Origin of the sequence: Bacillus sp. FJAT-18017 (assembly GCF_001278805.1) — a bacterium.
Lineage (GTDB): Bacteria > Bacillota > Bacilli > Bacillales > Cytobacillaceae > Bacillus_D.
This window is the reverse complement of record NZ_CP012602.1, coordinates 4,220,679-4,238,583: the sequence shown is the minus strand read 5'-3', so window position 1 is coordinate 4,238,583 and position 17,905 is coordinate 4,220,679. Positions and strand designations below refer to the sequence as shown.

17 protein-coding genes are annotated in these 17,905 nt (G+C 40.4%); 10 read left to right on the top strand and 7 right to left on the bottom strand.

From position 1 onward, the window contains the following. Window positions 1-94 precede the first annotated feature (94 nt). Entirely contained in the window at window positions 95-484 is a 390-nt protein-coding gene (locus AM500_RS19680; RefSeq protein ID WP_053600752.1) for a hypothetical protein, read from the bottom strand. A 404-nt stretch (window positions 485-888) separates the two neighbouring features. On the opposite strand from AM500_RS19680, the gene norA reads away from it, so the two are divergent. Continuing rightward, complete coding sequence (norA, locus tag AM500_RS19670; protein ID WP_053600750.1) at window positions 889-2,058, top strand: multidrug efflux MFS transporter NorA; 1,170 nt, start codon at window positions 889-891, stop codon at window positions 2,056-2,058. A 540-nt stretch (window positions 2,059-2,598) separates the two neighbouring features. Here the strand turns inward: norA and AM500_RS19665 are convergent. Further along, window positions 2,599-3,435, bottom strand: a complete 837-nt coding sequence (locus tag AM500_RS19665; RefSeq protein WP_053600749.1) for a glycerophosphodiester phosphodiesterase — start codon at window positions 3,433-3,435, stop codon at window positions 2,599-2,601. A 376-nt stretch (window positions 3,436-3,811) separates the two neighbouring features. Between AM500_RS19665 and AM500_RS26460 the strand changes: the two genes are divergently transcribed. Next, on the top strand, window positions 3,812-4,276 hold the full coding sequence (locus AM500_RS26460; protein WP_053600748.1) for a CBO0543 family protein: 465 nt from the start codon (window positions 3,812-3,814) through the stop codon (window positions 4,274-4,276). Window positions 4,277-4,419: 143 nt separating this feature from the next. Here the strand turns inward: AM500_RS26460 and AM500_RS19655 are convergent, their stop codons facing one another. After that, window positions 4,420-4,791, bottom strand: coding sequence for a VOC family protein (locus AM500_RS19655; RefSeq protein ID WP_053600747.1), 372 nt, complete (start codon window positions 4,789-4,791; stop codon window positions 4,420-4,422). A gap of 251 nt (window positions 4,792-5,042) precedes the next feature. After that, window positions 5,043-6,524, bottom strand: coding sequence for an alanine/glycine:cation symporter family protein (locus AM500_RS19650; protein WP_053600746.1), 1,482 nt, complete (start codon window positions 6,522-6,524; stop codon window positions 5,043-5,045). A 370-nt stretch (window positions 6,525-6,894) separates the two neighbouring features. On the opposite strand from AM500_RS19650, the gene AM500_RS19645 reads away from it, so the two are divergent. The 3 genes from AM500_RS19645 to AM500_RS25620 all read left to right on the top strand — a co-directional run bounded on the left by AM500_RS19645 (window position 6,895) and on the right by AM500_RS25620 (window position 9,352). Then, window positions 6,895-7,569, top strand: coding sequence for a YetF domain-containing protein (locus AM500_RS19645; protein ID WP_053601806.1), 675 nt, complete (start codon window positions 6,895-6,897; stop codon window positions 7,567-7,569). Between the two features lie 631 nt (window positions 7,570-8,200). Continuing rightward, the gene (locus AM500_RS19635; protein ID WP_053601805.1) at window positions 8,201-9,058 is read left to right on the top strand and encodes a YitT family protein; all 858 of its coding nucleotides are present in this window, start codon (window positions 8,201-8,203) and stop codon (window positions 9,056-9,058) included. Between the two features lie 156 nt (window positions 9,059-9,214). Next, window positions 9,215-9,352 carry a hypothetical protein gene (locus AM500_RS25620; protein WP_156319860.1) on the top strand — a complete coding sequence of 46 codons (138 nt, stop codon included), beginning with the start codon at window positions 9,215-9,217 and terminating at the stop codon, window positions 9,350-9,352. Between the two features lie 99 nt (window positions 9,353-9,451). On the opposite strand, the gene AM500_RS19630 is transcribed toward AM500_RS25620, so the two are convergent. Together AM500_RS19630 and AM500_RS19625 are read right to left on the bottom strand one after the other, a co-directional pair. Continuing rightward, on the bottom strand, window positions 9,452-9,826 hold the full coding sequence (locus tag AM500_RS19630) for a cyclic-phosphate processing receiver domain-containing protein (protein WP_053600744.1): 375 nt from the start codon (window positions 9,824-9,826) through the stop codon (window positions 9,452-9,454). Window positions 9,827-9,956: 130 nt separating this feature from the next. After that, complete coding sequence (locus AM500_RS19625) at window positions 9,957-10,787, bottom strand: STAS domain-containing protein (protein ID WP_053600743.1); 831 nt, start codon at window positions 10,785-10,787, stop codon at window positions 9,957-9,959. 253 nt (window positions 10,788-11,040) lie between these two features. On the opposite strand from AM500_RS19625, the gene AM500_RS26280 reads away from it, so the two are divergent. The 5 genes from AM500_RS26280 to AM500_RS19605 all read left to right on the top strand — a co-directional run bounded on the left by AM500_RS26280 (window position 11,041) and on the right by AM500_RS19605 (window position 15,867). Continuing rightward, window positions 11,041-11,166: a hypothetical protein gene (locus tag AM500_RS26280; protein ID WP_269320306.1), complete on the top strand. Its 126-nt coding sequence runs from the start codon at window positions 11,041-11,043 to the stop codon at window positions 11,164-11,166. Between the two features lie 257 nt (window positions 11,167-11,423). Beyond that, window positions 11,424-12,680 (top strand): sensor histidine kinase, encoded by a 1,257-nt coding sequence (locus AM500_RS19620; protein WP_053600742.1) that lies wholly within the window; start codon window positions 11,424-11,426, stop codon window positions 12,678-12,680. Window positions 12,681-13,111: 431 nt separating this feature from the next. After that, entirely contained in the window at window positions 13,112-14,113 is a 1,002-nt protein-coding gene (locus AM500_RS19615) for a VanW family protein (protein WP_053600741.1), read from the top strand. Between the two features lie 238 nt (window positions 14,114-14,351). Then, window positions 14,352-14,873: a helix-turn-helix domain-containing protein gene (locus AM500_RS19610; RefSeq protein WP_053600740.1), complete on the top strand. Its 522-nt coding sequence runs from the start codon at window positions 14,352-14,354 to the stop codon at window positions 14,871-14,873. A 25-nt stretch (window positions 14,874-14,898) separates the two neighbouring features. Next, entirely contained in the window at window positions 14,899-15,867 is a 969-nt protein-coding gene (locus AM500_RS19605; protein WP_053600739.1) for an alpha/beta hydrolase family protein, read from the top strand. Window positions 15,868-16,068: 201 nt separating this feature from the next. Here AM500_RS19605 and AM500_RS19600 read toward each other — a convergent pair whose 3' ends face one another. Continuing rightward, the gene (locus AM500_RS19600; RefSeq protein ID WP_053600738.1) at window positions 16,069-17,487 is read right to left on the bottom strand and encodes a GntP family permease; all 1,419 of its coding nucleotides are present in this window, start codon (window positions 17,485-17,487) and stop codon (window positions 16,069-16,071) included. Between the last annotated feature and the right edge of the window lie 418 nt (window positions 17,488-17,905).

Below are 17,905 nucleotides of genomic sequence, written 5' to 3'. Positions count from 1 at the left end.
AAAGGGTAGGTTATCCTGCAAAGGGGTGGAATTATATGTTAAAAAAGGCGAAAAAACTTGCTGCTTCAATGCAACAAGCTCTTCTTGATGATGACTATGGGATAATCCGGGTAACTTCTAAGTTTTCTTCATTAAGCACCTGAATTCCCCCATCTGCTTCAACTACTGATCCAATTGCCGTAAGAATGTCTCCGGTAATCGCAATTTTTTGTTCCTGTATCAATTTCAAAATGTCTGTTTCATATATTTGCCTCGTTACTGAAATAGCCTCCAGTATGTGTCCAATTGTTTTAATCCAGACACCAGTCAGTATTTGTTGTTCACCTGTTAGACTCTCATCTTTCTCCGATTGAAGGAGCCCGGTTAAGCCTTTTATTTCAATAATGTGGCCGACTACCTGAACCCATAACCCCAGGGCCACTTCTTTTTCAAGCCGCAGGATCTCTGCGCTTTTCTCATTGTTAACTGGTAGCTGGTTCATCATGGTCCACAACCCCTGGCAAAGTTTTGGTTTATTTTATGAAACAGCGGTGATTATGTTCCTGCAGTTAAAATTGTTCTGGGTATCAGTATTTTTTTATTTAAAACAGAAAGCTGGCCACCTCTTGGGGCCTGACCGTATAAAACCAATTTTCATAAGAGTATGGACATTGGATACCAGTTCCTTGGAAGCAAGTTGATAGATTGCGGTGTTGTCAAAGCATGTTGATTGTAATAGAAAATTATTACAAATTCACACGAAAATCGAATGAGTACATTCAAATTGTTCGCAATAGAAAAAATAAACCTCTATTGTTCTTATTCATTTGTTTAGCTTCATTACTAACTGTATAGTAGCTATATAAAGTTGCAGTAAAACGCAGTGGGGTTGAAGGAGCATGTGGAAGAATGAAAAATAGTAAATTCACCTTGGGATTATTACTTCTCAATTTATTTATTGCATTTTTAGGAATTGGACTTATTATTCCGGTAATGCCAACTCTTATGAATGAGCTGGGTATTACCGGTACAACAATAGGATATTTAACAGCAGCCTTTGCGATTGCCCAGCTTATTGTTTCTCCGTTTGCGGGGAAAGCCGTGGATAGGTTTGGCAGGAAAATCATAATCGTAATCGGCTTATTTATTTTCGGCTTATCTGAATTTTTATTCGGATTAGGGCGGGAAATAGAAGTGCTATTTATTTCGCGAATAATGGGAGGAATAAGTGCCGCCCTGATTATGCCGGCAGTGACAGCCTTCATAGCAGATATTACGACCCCGGCAACACGTCCCAAAGCTCTTGGTTATATGTCTGCAGCCATCAGTACGGGGTTTATTATTGGACCGGGGATAGGAGGCTTTTTAGCTGAGATTGGAGTACGGGTACCATTCTTCTTTGCGGGTGCCCTTGGCACATTCGCTGCTGTTCTTTCCCTTATAGTATTAACTGAGCCAGCACGTCCGGAAAGTACTACTGAACAAACTGGTAAAAGAAAAGGTGGATTCAAACTTATTCTTGAACCCAACTATTTCTTTGCCTTTATCTTGATTTTTATAGCTTCCTTCGGTTTGGCAGCATTTGAATCATTTTTTAGTTTGTATGTAGATCATAAATTTCAGTTTACACCTGCTGATATAGCTATAGTCATTACTGGCGGCGCCATTTTTGGTGCTATCGCGCAGGTCATTTTGTTTGATAAGTTAACCCGTATTTGGGGTGAAATAAAACTGATTCGCTATAGTCTGATTGTATCAGCTATTCTTGTCTTTTTAATGACCGTTGTTCACTCTTACTTCTCGATTTTACTTGTAACCTTTATTGTTTTTGTGGGGTTCGACTTATTCCGTCCAGCAATAACGTCCTATCTATCGAATATCGCGGGGAATGAGCAAGGATTTATTGGCGGGATGAACTCAATGTTTACCAGCTTGGCTAACATAACCGGTCCAATTCTAGGGGGGATGTTATTTGATATCGATATTAACTACCCATACTACTTTGCAACCGTGGTGATTTTTATTGGAGTAGGAATCACGATGTTTTGGAAGCAGCCCGTTACTAACAGGGAGAATTAAATTGTGACATTGATACTGTCTAGAGGTAACCAGCGAAAATAAAATAAGCGGAGATTTTCCGCTTAGACGGCGAACGGAGCTCGTATCGGTGTATGTTAAGCGGAGATTTTCCGGTTATTCTAAATAAAAGCCCACATTTTTATGTGTTTTGAGTAAATAGACGGATTCTCTCCATCTATTTAAGCTTTTTCTAATCATAATTACTAATTAAGCGGAATTTTTCCGTCTATTTATCTGCTCGGAGCTTAACCTGACTCTTCAACGGATAAGTGTGGACCCTGTTATTTCTAAATGTTGGAATCAACAGCTTTTCCAAAGATCAATAAAATTGGCACTCAAATCAGCACTGCATTGTACAATACTTATTGACCATCATAATGATGATGTCATTGCTCTACCAAAGTTAATCGAAATTCCTATAAACCTTGATAAATAAAGAAAGGACGTATGTCAATTCATACGTCCTTTCTGGTGTCTTTTAATAAGAAAGCCCCCGAAAACAAAATCCGTTGCTAAGCCGCCGGGCCTTTCTTTTGATAACTAATTTCTCGGATCCACATAATCAGGGAAGTCTGTGATGATGGCATCAACATCCATCTCAAGCAGGAAGTCAGCCGCCTCTTGGCTCCTGACCGTCCAAGAACCAATCTTCATATCAAGGGCATGGACATTGGACACTAATTCCTTGGAAACGAGTCCATAGCTAGGGTTGAAGTACTCGGCATATTGGGCGAATTCCTGCAATGCCTGCTCGGTCGTGTGTTTCGCTGAAGACGTTAGAACACCAATTGGTATTGTAGGAAGCAATTTATCCATTTTTTTCATTGATTCAAAGTTAAAGGATTGGATGATGATTTTTTCATTTTGCGGCTTGTTCAAGTTTCTTTCAATAAGCTCGATTGCCACTTTTTCTTCGATTCCAGGATAAAGCTCAGGGGCTTTCAATTCTATTAAAACACCAATTTTCCCGCGGTAGCGGTCGAGAATTTCATCAAAAGTAGGGATCTTCTCGCCACTAAATTCTGGTGACTTCCAGCTGCCGGCATCAAGGCTCCTAAGTTCTTCAAATGTTAAATCCTTAACCTTGCCGGTACCATCGGTTGTCCGGTCAACAGTGGTGTCGTGAATAATCACAAGTTCGCCGTCCTTACTCATTTGGACATCAATCTCTATGTAGTCCGCCTTCATGTCAACAGCCTTGTCAAACGCCGCAATCGTGTTTTCAGGCGCATAGCCGGATGCTCCCCGGTGAGCAACATTGTCTACCTTCCGTAATTCCCCAATTGTTTCAGCTGCATAAGCTCCCTGATTTGCCGGTAAAAATAGCGTCAAGCCAATTCCTAACCCAACCAATGGTTTAATCAATTTCTTCATCATCATCTTCATCTCCTTCAACCCTTATTTGCTTACATGACCAGTATAAAAGAGAGATGTAAATACCTTATTAAGCAGATGTAGAGAGATGAGGAAAAATGTGTGAATAAATGTAGGAGTTTATCCACAGAAATATTTACAATTGTACCCGGTACTTTAGTATCTGTTTCAGGGTCAGCTATAAATGTCCAAATAATAAAATTATATTAAAATGTACGATAATATTTAATGAAGGTTAAAACTGAAGTAGGAAGGTTCGGTGAAAAATTATAGCTGAAGGGGGGATATCGATTAAAGATTTAAGGATAGTATTAATACTATATGAATTTGAGGAAAACATACTATTACATAAACTATCCAGAAGGGCGGAAAGCCTTTTATGTTACTTATGATTATCTCGATATTAATATTCAACAGCATCGTTTACTTTATTCCGAAGAGACTTTTGAAAGTAGATATGTACACCACATCATTATTTGCAATAGGATTACATTTACTAGTTGATATGTTTTTGGACGTGAAATATGGGTTATACGGATATTTCGAACCGAAAGTTGTAAATTGGGAGATGTTGGGTGTTACCTTTGGGATATATCCAGCTGTAAATATCATGTTTCTTAACTTATACCCAATTCATCAAACTCTTTTGAAAAAGGGTATGTATATAGTTATATGTTCTGCCTTGGCTGTTTTTTATGAATGGATCGCAGTAAAGACAGATCTTTTTTATCATAGTGACTGGAATCTATTGTATTCTGCCTTAGTGTATCCACTTTTATATCTCAGTTTATTAGGAAATTATTATTTCATTATGAATTTGAAAAATATAGCAGAAAAGGAGTAATTCCAATATCTCTTGTTTAACAACTGGGAATCTAAAAGCCTTTCACCCAATTTAGTTATGTACTAATCATAGGAGAAAGGCTTTATAAAGGGCATTACTGATAAGTATCCTGCTGCCTAAAAGGTCATAAGTGATTCCGTTAACTATCGATGTTGATCAACAAGGATCTGATTGCCATCTGGATCTTCAATAATAAAATGTGTGGGTCCAGTAGTTGCTTCATCTGCTTCAGAGAGCATGGTTATTCCTTCTGCCTTAAGTTGTTTTTGAATTTCCCGAATATCTGTAAATGATTCAAGATTTTCGGCATTTTCATTCCATCCTGGATTAAAGGTAAGAATGTTCTTTTCAAACATTCCTTGGAATAAACCAATTATACAATTCTCATTCTTCATAATGAGCCAATTTTGAGTAATGTCACCTCCAAAAGATTGAAATCCTAGTTTTTCGTAAAATGCCTTTGAAACATTAATGTCTTTTACGTTTAAACTTATAGAAAATGCCCCTAGTTTCATTTTTTTGCCTCCTTTTACATACTAACTTTATATTTATATTAAAGAAGTGGCGGGGGACTAGCAACCTTTACCATTGTGGTAACAAGCATTATCCTCTTTAGGGACCTCATGTTACGAGTTCTTTTAAATGATGTGCTTACACAAAGAAAGCTCAGAGCTATAAGCCCTAAGCTTCCATTGTGCTGATTTTCTTTGCATTTCGAACCCGTTACTTTAAAGGGAGACTGTTATTCGGTAAATCATCTTACTAATTAAATCGAAACAGTTTTCCTATTATCAAGTTTAGGGTGCTTGGGCTCTTTATATTTTTCTTCCCAGAAGTCTGCGCCTTCGATTCCGACTGTTTCAGGCTTGAACACAGGATCTTTCCCTGCTTTTCTCTGCCTGACATAGTCTTTGAGGACTTTCAAAGCAGGTTTGGTCAATAGCAGGATCACAGTTAAGTTCACCCAGGCCATCGTTCCCATGCCTAAGTCGCCAATTGCCCATACAGCAGATGCTGATTTGACACTGCCATAAAATGCAGCCGCTAATATGACAATTTTTAAAAGATAATTCGGCCAATTTGATTTCAACTTTTTATGGCGTGTAAGAAATGCGAGGTTAGTCTCCGCTTTATAATAGTAGGACAAAAGAGTTGTAAAACAGAAAAAGAACAATGCGATAGCCAGGAAGGTTAATCCAAATCTAGGCAGTACTGAATCGACAGCAAGCTGTGTATAAACAGAAGGTTCAGTATTCCCAAGTTTATTTGTAATCGGAGCCATTCCTTCCGGCTTCACATCATACATTCCGGTAATCAGAATCATGAAAGCCGTAGCCGGGCAAATGATAAGAGTATCAATATACACACTGAAAGCCTGTACAAGTCCTTGTTTTGCTGGGTGAGAAACCTCTGCGGCACCCGCTTCGAATGTTTCACTGCCTAGCCCTGCTCCATTCGAATAAACGCCTCTTTGAACCCCCCAGGCAATCGCAGAACCCATCAGTCCACCGAAAGTCGAGTTCAAGTTAAAAGCACTTGTAAAAATAAGTGAGAGAACATCGGGTAGTTGTGAATAATTTAAGCCAATGATGATTAGTGACATTAATATGTAACCGATCGCCATGAACGGCACCATGACCTCGGCAGCTTTCGCTATTCGCTTCACACCGCCGAATATAATGACTGCCAGTAACACAACGATTAACGCCCCAGTAACTGCGGGTGGTATTCCAAACGTGTTATCCATTGTTAAAGCGACCGTATTCGCCTGGATACCTGGCCATAAACAACTCATAACGATTAATGTTAACACGGCTGAGACACCTGCAAACCACTTTAACTTCAATCCTTTTTCTATGTAAAATGGTGTCCCTCCACGATACTGGCCATCTATTTTCCTTTTGTACACTTGTGTGAGAGTGATTTCAATAAATGAAGTGGCACTTCCCAATAGGGCGGCGACCCACATCCAAAAGACAGCTCCAGGTCCGCCGAATGCGATTGCAGTGGCAACGCCCGCTATATTCCCTGTACCGACCCTGCTTCCTAATGACATTGCTAATGCCTGGAAGGAAGAAACACCGGCTTTAGACCCGCCACCTTCAAAGGTCAGCTTTATCATATCTTTAAAATATCGAATTTGGACAAAACGGGTTAAAATCGTGTAAAGCAAGCCTATACCTAAAAATGCAAAAACCAGCCATGAACTCCAAACATATCCATTCAGCCAAGTTACCAGGTCTTCCACCAAATCCCACCCTTTTTAAAAAGTTAAAAGTTCTCGACAATGTCGGATTGACTGGCCTAATGTCTATCGAATCCAAGAAGATTGTCGAATAATATTTTCTTCTACCCTATTCCCTCGAGGATAAAACTATTTTAAAAAAATTCCGAAAAATACAAAGGGGGAAATCTATGGTTTCTATGTAAATAGTTATAGAATCCATTCCTTTTCTCCTAAAGCGATATCCCTGTGAATCGCAATCAACCTTTTAAAGAATTATTCCACTAAAATAATCTAACAATAGGGATAAGCTACCAATGCGACCACAAGCTTAAAATGTTTTTTGACACGAAGTAAAGATATTACGGAGTTAGTAAGGAGGTTGATGGCCCGCATGACATACACTGAAGTAGCCATTCGACTCATACTGGCCTTTTTCATAATGCTTGTTCTTACACGGGTTATGGGAAAAAAGGAAATAGGAAAGTTAAATGTTTTTACTTTTATTACCGCTATTACAATTGGAAATATTGCCGCCAGCCTCGTCACTGACCGGACTCTAAAAATTGGACACGGTGTCTTCAGCGTTGTGGGCTGGGGTTTGCTTACAATCTTACTAGGTTATATCAGCCTTAAATCCGTCATAGCCCGTAAAATTATTGAAGGCGAGCCAAAGCTAATCATATACAAAGGAAAAATCATGGAAAAAACCTTAGGCAAGACAGCAATAGATATAAATTCACTAAGAGGCCTGCTTAGAGGGAAAAATATTACGTCTCTAGTTGATGTGGAATCCGCCATTCTGGAACTTGATGGGAGTCTTTCTGTCGTTAAGAAACAAGACATCCAACAGTCATCCAAGATTAAGGCACCTATTTTCCCTTTATCCACCGGAGTCATCCAGGAGGGAAAGCTAAACGAAGAGAACCTCGCAAGCCTTAGCCCTAATGAAGATTGGCTAACCAGGCATCTCAATAACGCGGGTGTAAACTCTATAAAGGATGTGTTTTACGCAGAAGTCCAACCGGACGGGACTCTCTATATCGATTTGAAGAATGATAATGAATAAAGGCAGTTCCTCTAGAGAAGTAGGAGAAAGGTTTCCAGGATACAGGCCTGGTGCTATCGATAGCACCAGGCCTGTTTTATTGAGTGTGGGATAAACGATTTGGAGACCAAAGCCCTTCTTTGAAAAAAAAGGTCATTGAGTTGGCAGGAAAATCCGATGTAATCCTCTTATTCCTGGGCTTGGATGAAAGCTGCGAGGCAGAAGGCATCGACAGGAAGTACATAAAGCTCCGAAGCAATCAGCTGGAACTTGTTCGCGATCGGGCGCCCGCCACGAAAACATTATCGTGGTTCTATCAGGTGGGTGTGCAATCGAAATACCTTTCGTGAACGACGTAAAAGCAATCCTGTACAGCTATCTCGGGGGGGAGCAGGAGGCGGCAACCGCATAAGGTACTAGGGAAATCCTGCTTGGAACCTACAACCCAAGCGGAAAGTTGGCTGAGACTTATCCTCAACGCCTTACTATCCAGGCAAGGAAGCGACCTCCGATGCTCAAGTTAAAGTAGAGAAAAATTAACTAATTTCTGCAAAACCATACCGTTGAACGAAAACGATATTATTGGTAGTCTTTTAAGAGAAAAATTATGCAGGACCACAGGTGGGAGGAAAATAAATTGAGTTCGGAAACGATGCAACAACCAAGAAAATTACTAAAGATAGTACGGATATTAATGATTATAATTGGCGGCTTCATTACAGCGTACGGACTGGAGGCTGTATTAATCCCCAATAATGTGTCTGATGGCGGGGTGACCGGAATTAGCATTGTCGGTTCACAACTAACAGGAATTCAGCTGGGGGTATTAATCGCACTACTAAACATCCCGTTCGTCTATTTAGGGTATAAACAAATTGGCAAAAGCTTTGCTATAAAATCGGTAATAGGGATTGCCTCTCTTGCAGTGGGGACCAGTGTCATGCACCACATACCAACCATTATCCAGGGAGATACGCTATTAATAACAGTAGTGGGTGGAATCATCATTGGTTTTGGGATGGGGTTGGCATTGCGTAATGGCGGTGCCCTCGATGGTATTGATATGCTGGCCGTCCTGCTGGCCAGAAGGCTGCCATTTGGAACGAGCGACTTCATTTTATTCTTAAATCTGTTTGTTTTCATTATTGTTTCAACGGTATTCGGCCTGAAGGGTGCATTTTTATCAGGTATTGCCTATTACATTGCATCTAAAGTCATACATATTGTTGAAGAAGGTTTAAGCGGAGCGAAAACCTTTAAAGTTATTACCAATAAGCCCGAAGAAATGGTGGAAACAATCCGTGACCGCCTCGGGCGCGGCTCAACCTTGAAAGTAGTGGAAGGTGGATATTCGAACGAGAAGTTTAAAGAAATCACATGTGTCATCAATCGGCTTGAAGATAGTAAGATGAAGGATATTATTAATGAAATTGATCCACAGGCTTTTGTCACAGTATACGATGTTGCGGAAGTAAAAGGAGGAAATTTCCGAAAGCGTGATATTCATTAATAAAACGATTTGGCTGTGTTAATTGGAATATGATTAACACTTATTTTTTTGGAAAATCCCAATTAAATAACACATAGGCTGTTCATAAAAATTGACCGTAAAATGCAAAATAAAGAAGGATTTCTTAATAAAGGACCACCAATGGAGGACAGGTTAATGGCAGAAAAGAAAGAAGAACTTAAGCAGCAGCTTAGCGTGCTAACAGCTAGAAGGGATCGGATCCAGAAAAATCTCTACGATGTCGAGAAGGAAATAAATGAACTTAATAAGAAAATCTCCAAGCTAAAGGACTAACTAAAAGAAAAATGTTGTCGGTGTAAAAGACAAACAACTAACTAAACAGGCCTGGCAAATGCGCCAGACCTGTCTTGTAATCCTTCTGTTATGGATATTCTATTGGTAGGTTTCCACATAATACTTGAGTGTCCGGAGGGGGTAGGATTCAAGGGGGAGAGGTCTCATGGAAAGGACGACATGTGAGGGCCAGGAAAAGTTTGCCTGAGCGGTTTTTAAATGATTATACATAGCTTTGCCGCCGACTGAATTGGCCGAGTGGATGGTAATGCGCCCGGCAAACAAACCTTTTCTCACCATATGCTGGACGAGCATCAAACCATTTCTTCTCTTATCAGTCAAATCGTGGTCAAGCGACAGATGGTGAATAGGATATCTCTCTAATAACTCGATACATTCATCGATTGTTTTTACAAGCACATATCCGGTGGGTGGCTGGCGATAATCATCAAGAAATACACTTATTTTTTCCAACTAGTATTACCTCCTTGAGGGAGGACCAAGAAAATTCAGGTATCCCTGTATTTCCAGCTAGTATATCATACATACATTGCTGAATTTGTCGAAATAAAAAATATAAGTACATTCGTAGGAATGTACTGGCTTACTCAATGTTTGGCTGTAGGTATTTGACTGCGTTATGAAGACTTGCAAATGTGGAAATGCCGCTGATTTTTATGCCAAGGTTAATCATCGTCTGGGCAATTTCCGGGCGGATACCGGTCAAAATTGATTCGATTCCAACCAATTTAAGAGCATCAATTACCTTGAAAAGATGGTTTGCAACCATCGTATCAATGATCGGGACACCGGACAAATCAATTATAATATGGCTCAGTCCAAGATCTGTCCCATGTTTAAGCGCTTTTTCCATTAGCTCCTGGGAACGCTTTGTATCGATATCACCAACCAAAGGCAGGATACCAATTCTTTCGGTTATGCGAACAATCGGGATTGAAAGCTCCAGTGCAGTTAGCTCGGCTGCGGTAATACGGGCGGCATATGTCTCGGAATAAGACAAACTGAGCCAATGGACGGCTCGGTCAACAACAGAATCGAACCGTGAAATGATGTCATAGAATTCCGATATCGAAAACTCATGTTTGATAGCTTCATTTTTAATAATCTCACCAATCGTATTCCGGTAAAAACGGACCTCTTCAACAGCGATATCCAATGGCAGTTCAAGGTTGACAAGAAGGTTGACGCTTTCAGAACCCCAGGACTTCAGTTCACCGTAGGTATCTTCCAAACTAGTAAAGATCGATTGAGCAAAGATTGAAATCAAATTCTCCCGCCAGTCTCTTAAAGCCGAATTCACATATGGGGAATAGGTATTAACATCGACATCAAATCTTTGCTGTGCGAGGCTTTCTTTTTGGCTTGTAACTTCATCGACTATCTCTTGAAGACATACTTCAAATGCTGATTTCACATTTAACCACCTTTACAAGTTTTTCAAAATCTAAAAATATTATAGCTTTTTATGAAAAAAATGGATATGAGAGATTTTGTTGAACATTGTCTTATTTTTAAATTGCAGACTTATTACATTACCCGGCTTTTATGCAGCGTAAACCAAGTGAAATATTTTTTTCTACAAAAAGCGACAAAAACCTCTATACAAAATCAATATTTTATGGGAAAATATTACTTTGTAAGGCAGCTTTAATATCTTGGAGGGTATCATGACAGAGCAAGAAAAAGTATTAGTTGAAAAGACGTCGGCAATTTTGGGCAGAAACACAAGCAGTATGAGGCTTAACGACATTATTGAGCAGCTGGTCCAGGTCATTGAGGAAAAAAAACAATAAACATAGACAAGTAATGATGCATCTTTCTCCGGAAAGATGTTTTTTTAATTCTTGGGAGCCGGTTCCAATCTTCAAAAGCAATTAGTCCAAGCGTTCTCGAAACCAACAATGCTCTATTAATTAAAAATGGTTCCTCTGTAAGATAATCGAAATAGAGAATTGGTTATTTTTTTCTAAATGTTACATTCCCACTTTCTGGATGCCTATATAGGCAATATAATATAAATAGAAAATAATTTACAGCAGGGGACCCCTTTATGTTCAATACTATCGAGATTCTGATGATTGACCTTCTTTTTGTCTTGCTGATAACCGTCTTTACGGAGATGTTACTGGATACCAAGGAATACTCAAAACGACGAAGAAATATTGTTTATACCATTTCGTTTGCTCTTGCATTATGCGTGAATTTTATCTTTAGTGTACGAATTAATGGGGAATTTATGATGGATTTGCGCCATACGGTGATTCTGATTGGTGGGCTATATGGGGGCAGTTTGACCTTGCCATTTTTATCGGCATGTACAATTGGATATATCATGATTTATTCACCCGACGAAGCCATGGCAAATACAATTATGGTCATGATTGAAACCAGTGTGATTTATATTTTATCCAAACACTACCATAAATGGCGGCTTCGCAAGAAACTGGCACTTATATTCAGCACTGTCATAGTAGTAGGATATTCCGGGATGAAATTAATACACTATATCTTTAATTTCACAACGGGTTATGATTTTTTAATTGTTTCTTTTTATGGAGCTAGTATCCTCATCTTAATATACGCTCTTGAATGGGTACGGAATTCAATTGCTATTAAGAAAAGAATTCAACGCTCTGAAAAACTTGAAATTGTAAGCCACCTCGCTGCATCTATTTCACACGAAATCCGGAATCCTTTAACAGTAACAAAGGGGTTTCTGCAGATCCTGGAAAGCGAAGATTATCCAGTTGATAAAAAGAGGGAATTCATCTTATTGGCGAAAACCGAACTGGAACGTGCAGAAAGAATCATTACTGATTATCTTACGTTCGCTAAACCGGCGCCGAATAAATTGGAAATCTTGGATGTATATGAAGAATTAAAGTATATTATTGAGATGATTCATCCCCTCGCAAATATGAATTCTGTACTCATAAATACCAATCTTGTCCAAGACGTAAAACTGAATGGTGAACGTCATTTATTCCATCAATGCATCTTAAATATTGTTAAGAATGCTATAGAAGCAATGGAGGAAAACGGTGGCACATTAACAGTTGTATCTCAAATCAAGGGAGAGAGTACTGAAATTTACATTTCTGATACTGGGGTTGGGATGAACCGTGAACAAATAGAGAGACTAGGAGAGCCATATTTTTCATTAAAAGGAAAAAATGGAACGGGTCTAGGAATGATGGTTGTTTATAGCATTATTAATTCTATGAATGGCAAGGTCCAAATTGAAAGCAAACCAGGCCAAGGAACTACTTTTGTTTTGCATTTTCCAATGCCAATACTAGAAAAATAAATATACTTGTAGTGAACGACAACTAAAATAAAAACCGTTTTCCTAAAAAGAAGACGGTTTTTTGTACCTGTCTAGCTACAGCGCTGACCAAGGCGCTTGCGCTTTTCTTCCGTCTAGCTCCCGCGCATAGCGCCTAGTGTACTTCGGTCCCCTCGTTACGATAAGTCAACATCGATTCGCTTGCGCTCATCGTGTTTCCTTTATCTCCTTCGAGGCCCTCCACAAGGAAGGCTTCGGCAGCATCAGCATCGCACGAAGAAAAAGTGATAGCTTTTTCGAGGAGTCCATACAGCGCTGACCGAGGCGCTTCCGCTTTTCTTGTCGGAATTTGTTTTGTATAAAGAAAGAGGAAAACTTTATCAAGAACGGAATATAATAGCTAAGCGGCTTTTTATAAAACAAATGGGCCTAGAAAAAGTGTATGGGGGATTATGTTGAAGCTAACAAAAGGAATATCAGTGTTGTTGATTTGCAGTTTCATAGGCTTGGCAGGATGTACTGATGGAGTGGAAGTGAGCAAACAAGCAGAAACGAAAACAGCAAAGGCTGCAGACAAACAAACCAAACAGAAGCCGGTTGAACCTGTAAAGGAAATCGTGCCACAGCCTGTAGTCGTTAATATAAAGGATCCAGCTCTGAGCAATGCCATCCAAACTTTTATCCCTAAAGAAATGGGATATGGTAAAAACAATGAGGAATACAAGAAGAAGCTTGAAAAGTGGGCAAGGGAACTTGCTGCTGGAACCGATAAGAAACCCGGTTACGACAAGCGTGGCTATCTCGACAAGCTTGGGCCCGATGGACAAATTATTAAGGGAGAACCACGGGTGATTTTGGAAGAGGCACAATTGGTGGAAATGATCCTCAAGGCTTCAGAGAAAGGCGGGGATGTCATCCTGCCATTAGTTTCATCAGCAAATAGCTATATGGCCGAAGACGCAGTGCACTTGAGTGAACAATTAGTTGCATCTTATACGACTTACTTTGATCCGAGTGTCAAGGGCAGGAACAAAAATATCGAGCTATCGGCAAAAGCGATCGACAATGTGATTGTCGGTGCTGGAGATCATTTTTCGTTCAATACCCAGGTTGGGCCTAGCGACGAGGCGCACGGTTACCAGCCGGCACAGGAAATCGTCAACAAAAAGCTGGTCATGGGAATCGGAGGAGGCATTTGCCAAACATCCTCCACCCTTTTCAATGCAGTGGACCAACTGGGAGTCGAGTATGTTGAGTGGCACCATCATTCCCTTGGGGTCGGCTATGTTCCGAAGGGAAGAGACGCAACCGTATCCTATGGAGGACTTGATTTCCGGTTTCTAAACACAAGCGGGGCACCGATTCTGGTGAAAACTGTAATGAAAAAAGGATCCTTGACTGTGGAAATTAGGACCGCAAAAAAATTTAAAGAGCTTGTAAAAAAAGGAGTGTAGCCAATAGTTGAAACTGATATTGGTTACAATCGCTTGTCGGCTTAAATTTTTACAAGCTAAAAACTTTACGAAGCCACTTGCCGCGCAGGAGCAAGTGGTTTTCTTTATTCTTGAGTTATAAGGGAGTTGACATTCTCACCTCTAGGTATTATTATCAAAAGTGAAAATAATAAACAGTGTTTTTTTGCGGAATTGTTCTCAACTTTGATAATAAAATCATCTTAGGGGGGTTAATCATATGGATTTTGATCGTACTAAACTTATCTTACACCCAGTCCGCATGAAAATTCTCCAGGCACTGGTAAATGGCAGAAAGCTCACAGCCTTCAAGTTGCTTGACCACCTCAAGGAGGTTCCTCAGGCAACACTATATCGCCATTTGAACAAGTTGCTCGAAGCCGGATTCATTGAAGTGGTTCAGGAGAATCAAATTAGGGGGACGGTCGAGAAGGTATATGCCTTAAAACAAATCGAGCCGGCGCCGCTAGACTCGATAAGCAAAGAGCAGCATTTGGAGTTGTTTTTTACGTTTTTGGCGCAATTAATGGGGAGCTATGAGGAATATCTTTCGAGTGAAGATTACGACTTGGTTCGGGACGGGGTTTCTTTCCGTGTAGCAAGAATGCATTTGACGGATAAAGAGTTTATGGAATTGATTCAAAAGATGGGCGGCTTGATAAGCGAGGCTATGATGAATGAGCCATCCGCTGATCGGAAACCGCGTAATTTTGCGACAATCATCATTCCAGAAAATCAATAGTATTAGGTAAATGGAGGGGAATGGGATGGAAAAAGAAGTAATGTTTGGGGAGAAAAATCCTATCTATGGAACTTTGGCAATGCCGGCGGGTGAAGGGGTACACCCGGCCATTCTATTAATCGCGGGTTCTGGGCCGCTAGACCGAGATGGGAACGGTCCAAAAGGTAAACCGACTACAAATCTTTATAAGGAACTTGCTGATTTCTTCACGGAACTCGGATTTGTGACGCTCCGCTATGACAAGCGGGGGACGGGTAAGCGGAGCGGTGACTGGATGGCTGCGGGGCTATCCGACCTCGTGGAGGATGCACGTATTGCCACAGAATACCTTCAGGTTCATCCAAATGTCGATAGTGAAAGAGTGATTGTGGCAGGTCATAGTGAAGGAACGATTATTGCGACTGCTTTGGGTGCATCGATCCCAATTGCTGGAGCACTCTTCTTATCAGGCGGGGTTGATAACATGTCTGAAGCACTGCGGAAACAGCGTGAGCTAGGAAATAAAGCATTACTTGAAAAACCGGTTCTCGGCAAGTTGCTTAAGCTGATGAAGGTAGAAGAAAAAAGTGAAAAGCAGGCTGCCAAAATAATGAAGAAATTCAAACAGGCAAATGAAGACATTGTAAAAATCCAGTTATTTTTTAAACAGCCTGCAAAATGGTTCAGAGAGCATGACGAATTCCATACTCGGGAGGCCTTAAAATCTTTTAGCTGTCCTGTCCTCGCTGTAATTGGTGATAAAGACGCTCTGGCTGACAAGGATGTTCTTTCCGAGCTGCCGGCACTGGTTCAGGGAGAAGCTGAAATTGCGATTATAAAGGACATGGAACACGGACTCCGGATCCAGACAGAAGATCTCAGCATTTTAAAAGCGAATAAGAGATTCAAAGACATTCTAAGACGTCCGCTTCATCCGGACGCCCTTGGGAAAATTGAAAACTGGCTGAAGGCTCATTTTCTTGATCAAAACAAAAAGAAAGAAAATGCAGGCTGATTAATTCAAACTGAGGACTTGTCAAGAGCTACTTTAAGGCATTCTTAGAAATGAATGCGACTTAACATGAAGAAAGGGCCGGAGTCATCCCATCCCGCACTCCTCCGCACTTTAAACGATTCCGGCCTAATTTTTTGGAATGGATAATCCCGCTATATAGAGAAAAACGGCAATACCCGCAAAAGGGTGTTGCCGCTGACTTTAAACAAGTCCAAACCAGGTATACAAAGCAATTATGACAAATACAGCCACCGTTTTAATAATCGTAATCATAAAAATATCCTTATACGATTGTTTATGGGTTAAGCCTGTTACAGCAAGCAAGGTAATCACCGCTCCGTTATGCGGGAGAGTATCCATACCCCCTGATGCCATGGCGACGACCCGGTGCATGACCTCTGGAGGAATATTGGCTGCTTCGATAGCTTTGTTATATTGATCAGCCATTGCGCTTAACGCAATTCCCATACCCCCGGATGCAGACCCAGTGATGCCTGCAAGTGTACTTGTCGTGACGGCTCCGTTGACGAGAGGATTTGAAAAGACGCCGGAAATCCCATCACTGATTTTGGAAAAGCCGGGAAGAGCCGCGATAATTCCGCCAAAGCCGTATTCAGAACCTGTGTTCATGACGGCAAGCAGCGAACCGCTAATGCTCTTGTTTATCCCTTCCTTAAAGTTTTGCATTGTTCTCTTCCAGTTAAAAGCTATCGCAGTGACAATTCCCGCAACCAATGCGGCTTCAACCGCCCAAATCGAAGCTGATTTTGCTACATCAACTGTATATTGGCCCAGGCCCAGCTCCGCAAAGTCGAATCCATTTGGATACCAGGCCGGAATAGCTTTCGTTAAATAACTATTCATCACAGCAACAAGAATAAGAGGGACGAATGCTAGTATTTGTTTGAACACGGATTCTTTTGTATCCAACGAAACAGAAGTTTCCTCTTCTTCGGTAACTTCACTTCCAGCTTTAAATCCATAATAGCCTTCCCCAGCTTGCTTTGCCTTCCTCTTTCGCATTTCCAGGTAAGCCATCCCAAGACCTAATACGACAAGTGCCCCAAGGATCCCAAGTACTGGTGCTGCATAAATATCAGTTCCGAAAAAAGTGGTAGGGATAACATTCTGGATTTGCGGTGTACCCGGCAAAGCATCCATTGTAAATGTAAAAGCACCAAGTGCAATGGTAGCAGGCATCAGCCTTTTAGGTATATCCGCTTGTTTAAACAATTGAACAGCAAATGGATAGATAGCAAAAACAGCTACGAATAAACTGACACCGCTATAAGTCAGAATGGCTCCGAGAAGGACAATTGTAAGCATGGCCTGTTTTGCGCCTATCAGCTTTACAATCGTCTTAGCTATTGATTCTGCTATTCCTGACATTTCAATTATTTTTCCAAAAATAGCCCCGAGCAGGAATACAGGGAAGTAATCCTTTATGAATCCCGCCATTTTCTCCATGAATACCCCTGAATAGAAGGGAAATAAATTAGCTGGCTCGATGAGTAAGACTGCAAGTAAGGCGGCTATCGGGGCAAACAGGATTACCGAGAAACCCCGATAAGCTGCAAACATCAACAATCCCAGAGCTAAAAGAATAATCACTAAATCCATTACAATTCCCCCTTTGTTAGTTAGTAGAAGATTTTTCAAGATAATATTAATCACTTAATCTTTAATTCGAGATAACTTTAAACTTGTGACGATTTTGTGTCAACTTTTCTGTTTTTCCACTAAAAATATAGTAAAAACCATAAGAGGTTTATTTTCCTTATACAGTGGAACTAGTTAAGTGAATGGTAAAGAAGTAGTTAGCAAGCTATTTCAAAAAAGGAAAAACAGATAAATTGACAAGAGATAAAACGGGGGTTTAAAGTTATGTCTCGAAGATGAGATTTATGATTTTATAAAGTTTAAATTCATAATTCTTTAGGTTTCGAAATGAACACAAGGGGTTGATGTACTGAAATAGTTAATAGAGCACTGGATTAAAAAGGGATGGCAGCACGAAAGAAATTCATAATGAAAAGGG

Excerpts from the sequence above, each read along its gene's own strand:
- AM500_RS19680 (WP_053600752.1), bottom strand. The coding sequence starts at position 484 with ATGATGAACCAGCTACCAGTTAACAATGAGAAAAGCGCAGAGATCCTG.
- norA (WP_053600750.1), top strand. The coding sequence starts at position 889 with ATGAAAAATAGTAAATTCACCTTGGGATTATTACTTCTCAATTTATTT.
- AM500_RS19665 (WP_053600749.1), bottom strand. The coding sequence starts at position 3,435 with ATGATGAAGAAATTGATTAAACCATTGGTTGGGTTAGGAATTGGCTTG.
- AM500_RS26460 (WP_053600748.1), top strand. The coding sequence starts at position 3,812 with ATGTTACTTATGATTATCTCGATATTAATATTCAACAGCATCGTTTAC.
- AM500_RS19655 (WP_053600747.1), bottom strand. The coding sequence starts at position 4,791 with ATGAAACTAGGGGCATTTTCTATAAGTTTAAACGTAAAAGACATTAAT.
- AM500_RS19645 (WP_053601806.1), top strand. The coding sequence starts at position 6,895 with ATGACATACACTGAAGTAGCCATTCGACTCATACTGGCCTTTTTCATA.
- AM500_RS19635 (WP_053601805.1), top strand. The coding sequence starts at position 8,201 with ATGCAACAACCAAGAAAATTACTAAAGATAGTACGGATATTAATGATT.
- AM500_RS25620 (WP_156319860.1), top strand. The coding sequence starts at position 9,215 with ATGGCAGAAAAGAAAGAAGAACTTAAGCAGCAGCTTAGCGTGCTAACA.
- AM500_RS26280 (WP_269320306.1), top strand. The coding sequence starts at position 11,041 with ATGACAGAGCAAGAAAAAGTATTAGTTGAAAAGACGTCGGCAATTTTG.
- AM500_RS19620 (WP_053600742.1), top strand. The coding sequence starts at position 11,424 with ATGTTCAATACTATCGAGATTCTGATGATTGACCTTCTTTTTGTCTTG.
- AM500_RS19615 (WP_053600741.1), top strand. The coding sequence starts at position 13,112 with ATGTTGAAGCTAACAAAAGGAATATCAGTGTTGTTGATTTGCAGTTTC.
- AM500_RS19610 (WP_053600740.1), top strand. The coding sequence starts at position 14,352 with ATGGATTTTGATCGTACTAAACTTATCTTACACCCAGTCCGCATGAAA.
- AM500_RS19605 (WP_053600739.1), top strand. The coding sequence starts at position 14,899 with ATGGAAAAAGAAGTAATGTTTGGGGAGAAAAATCCTATCTATGGAACT.
- AM500_RS19600 (WP_053600738.1), bottom strand. The coding sequence starts at position 17,487 with ATGGATTTAGTGATTATTCTTTTAGCTCTGGGATTGTTGATGTTTGCA.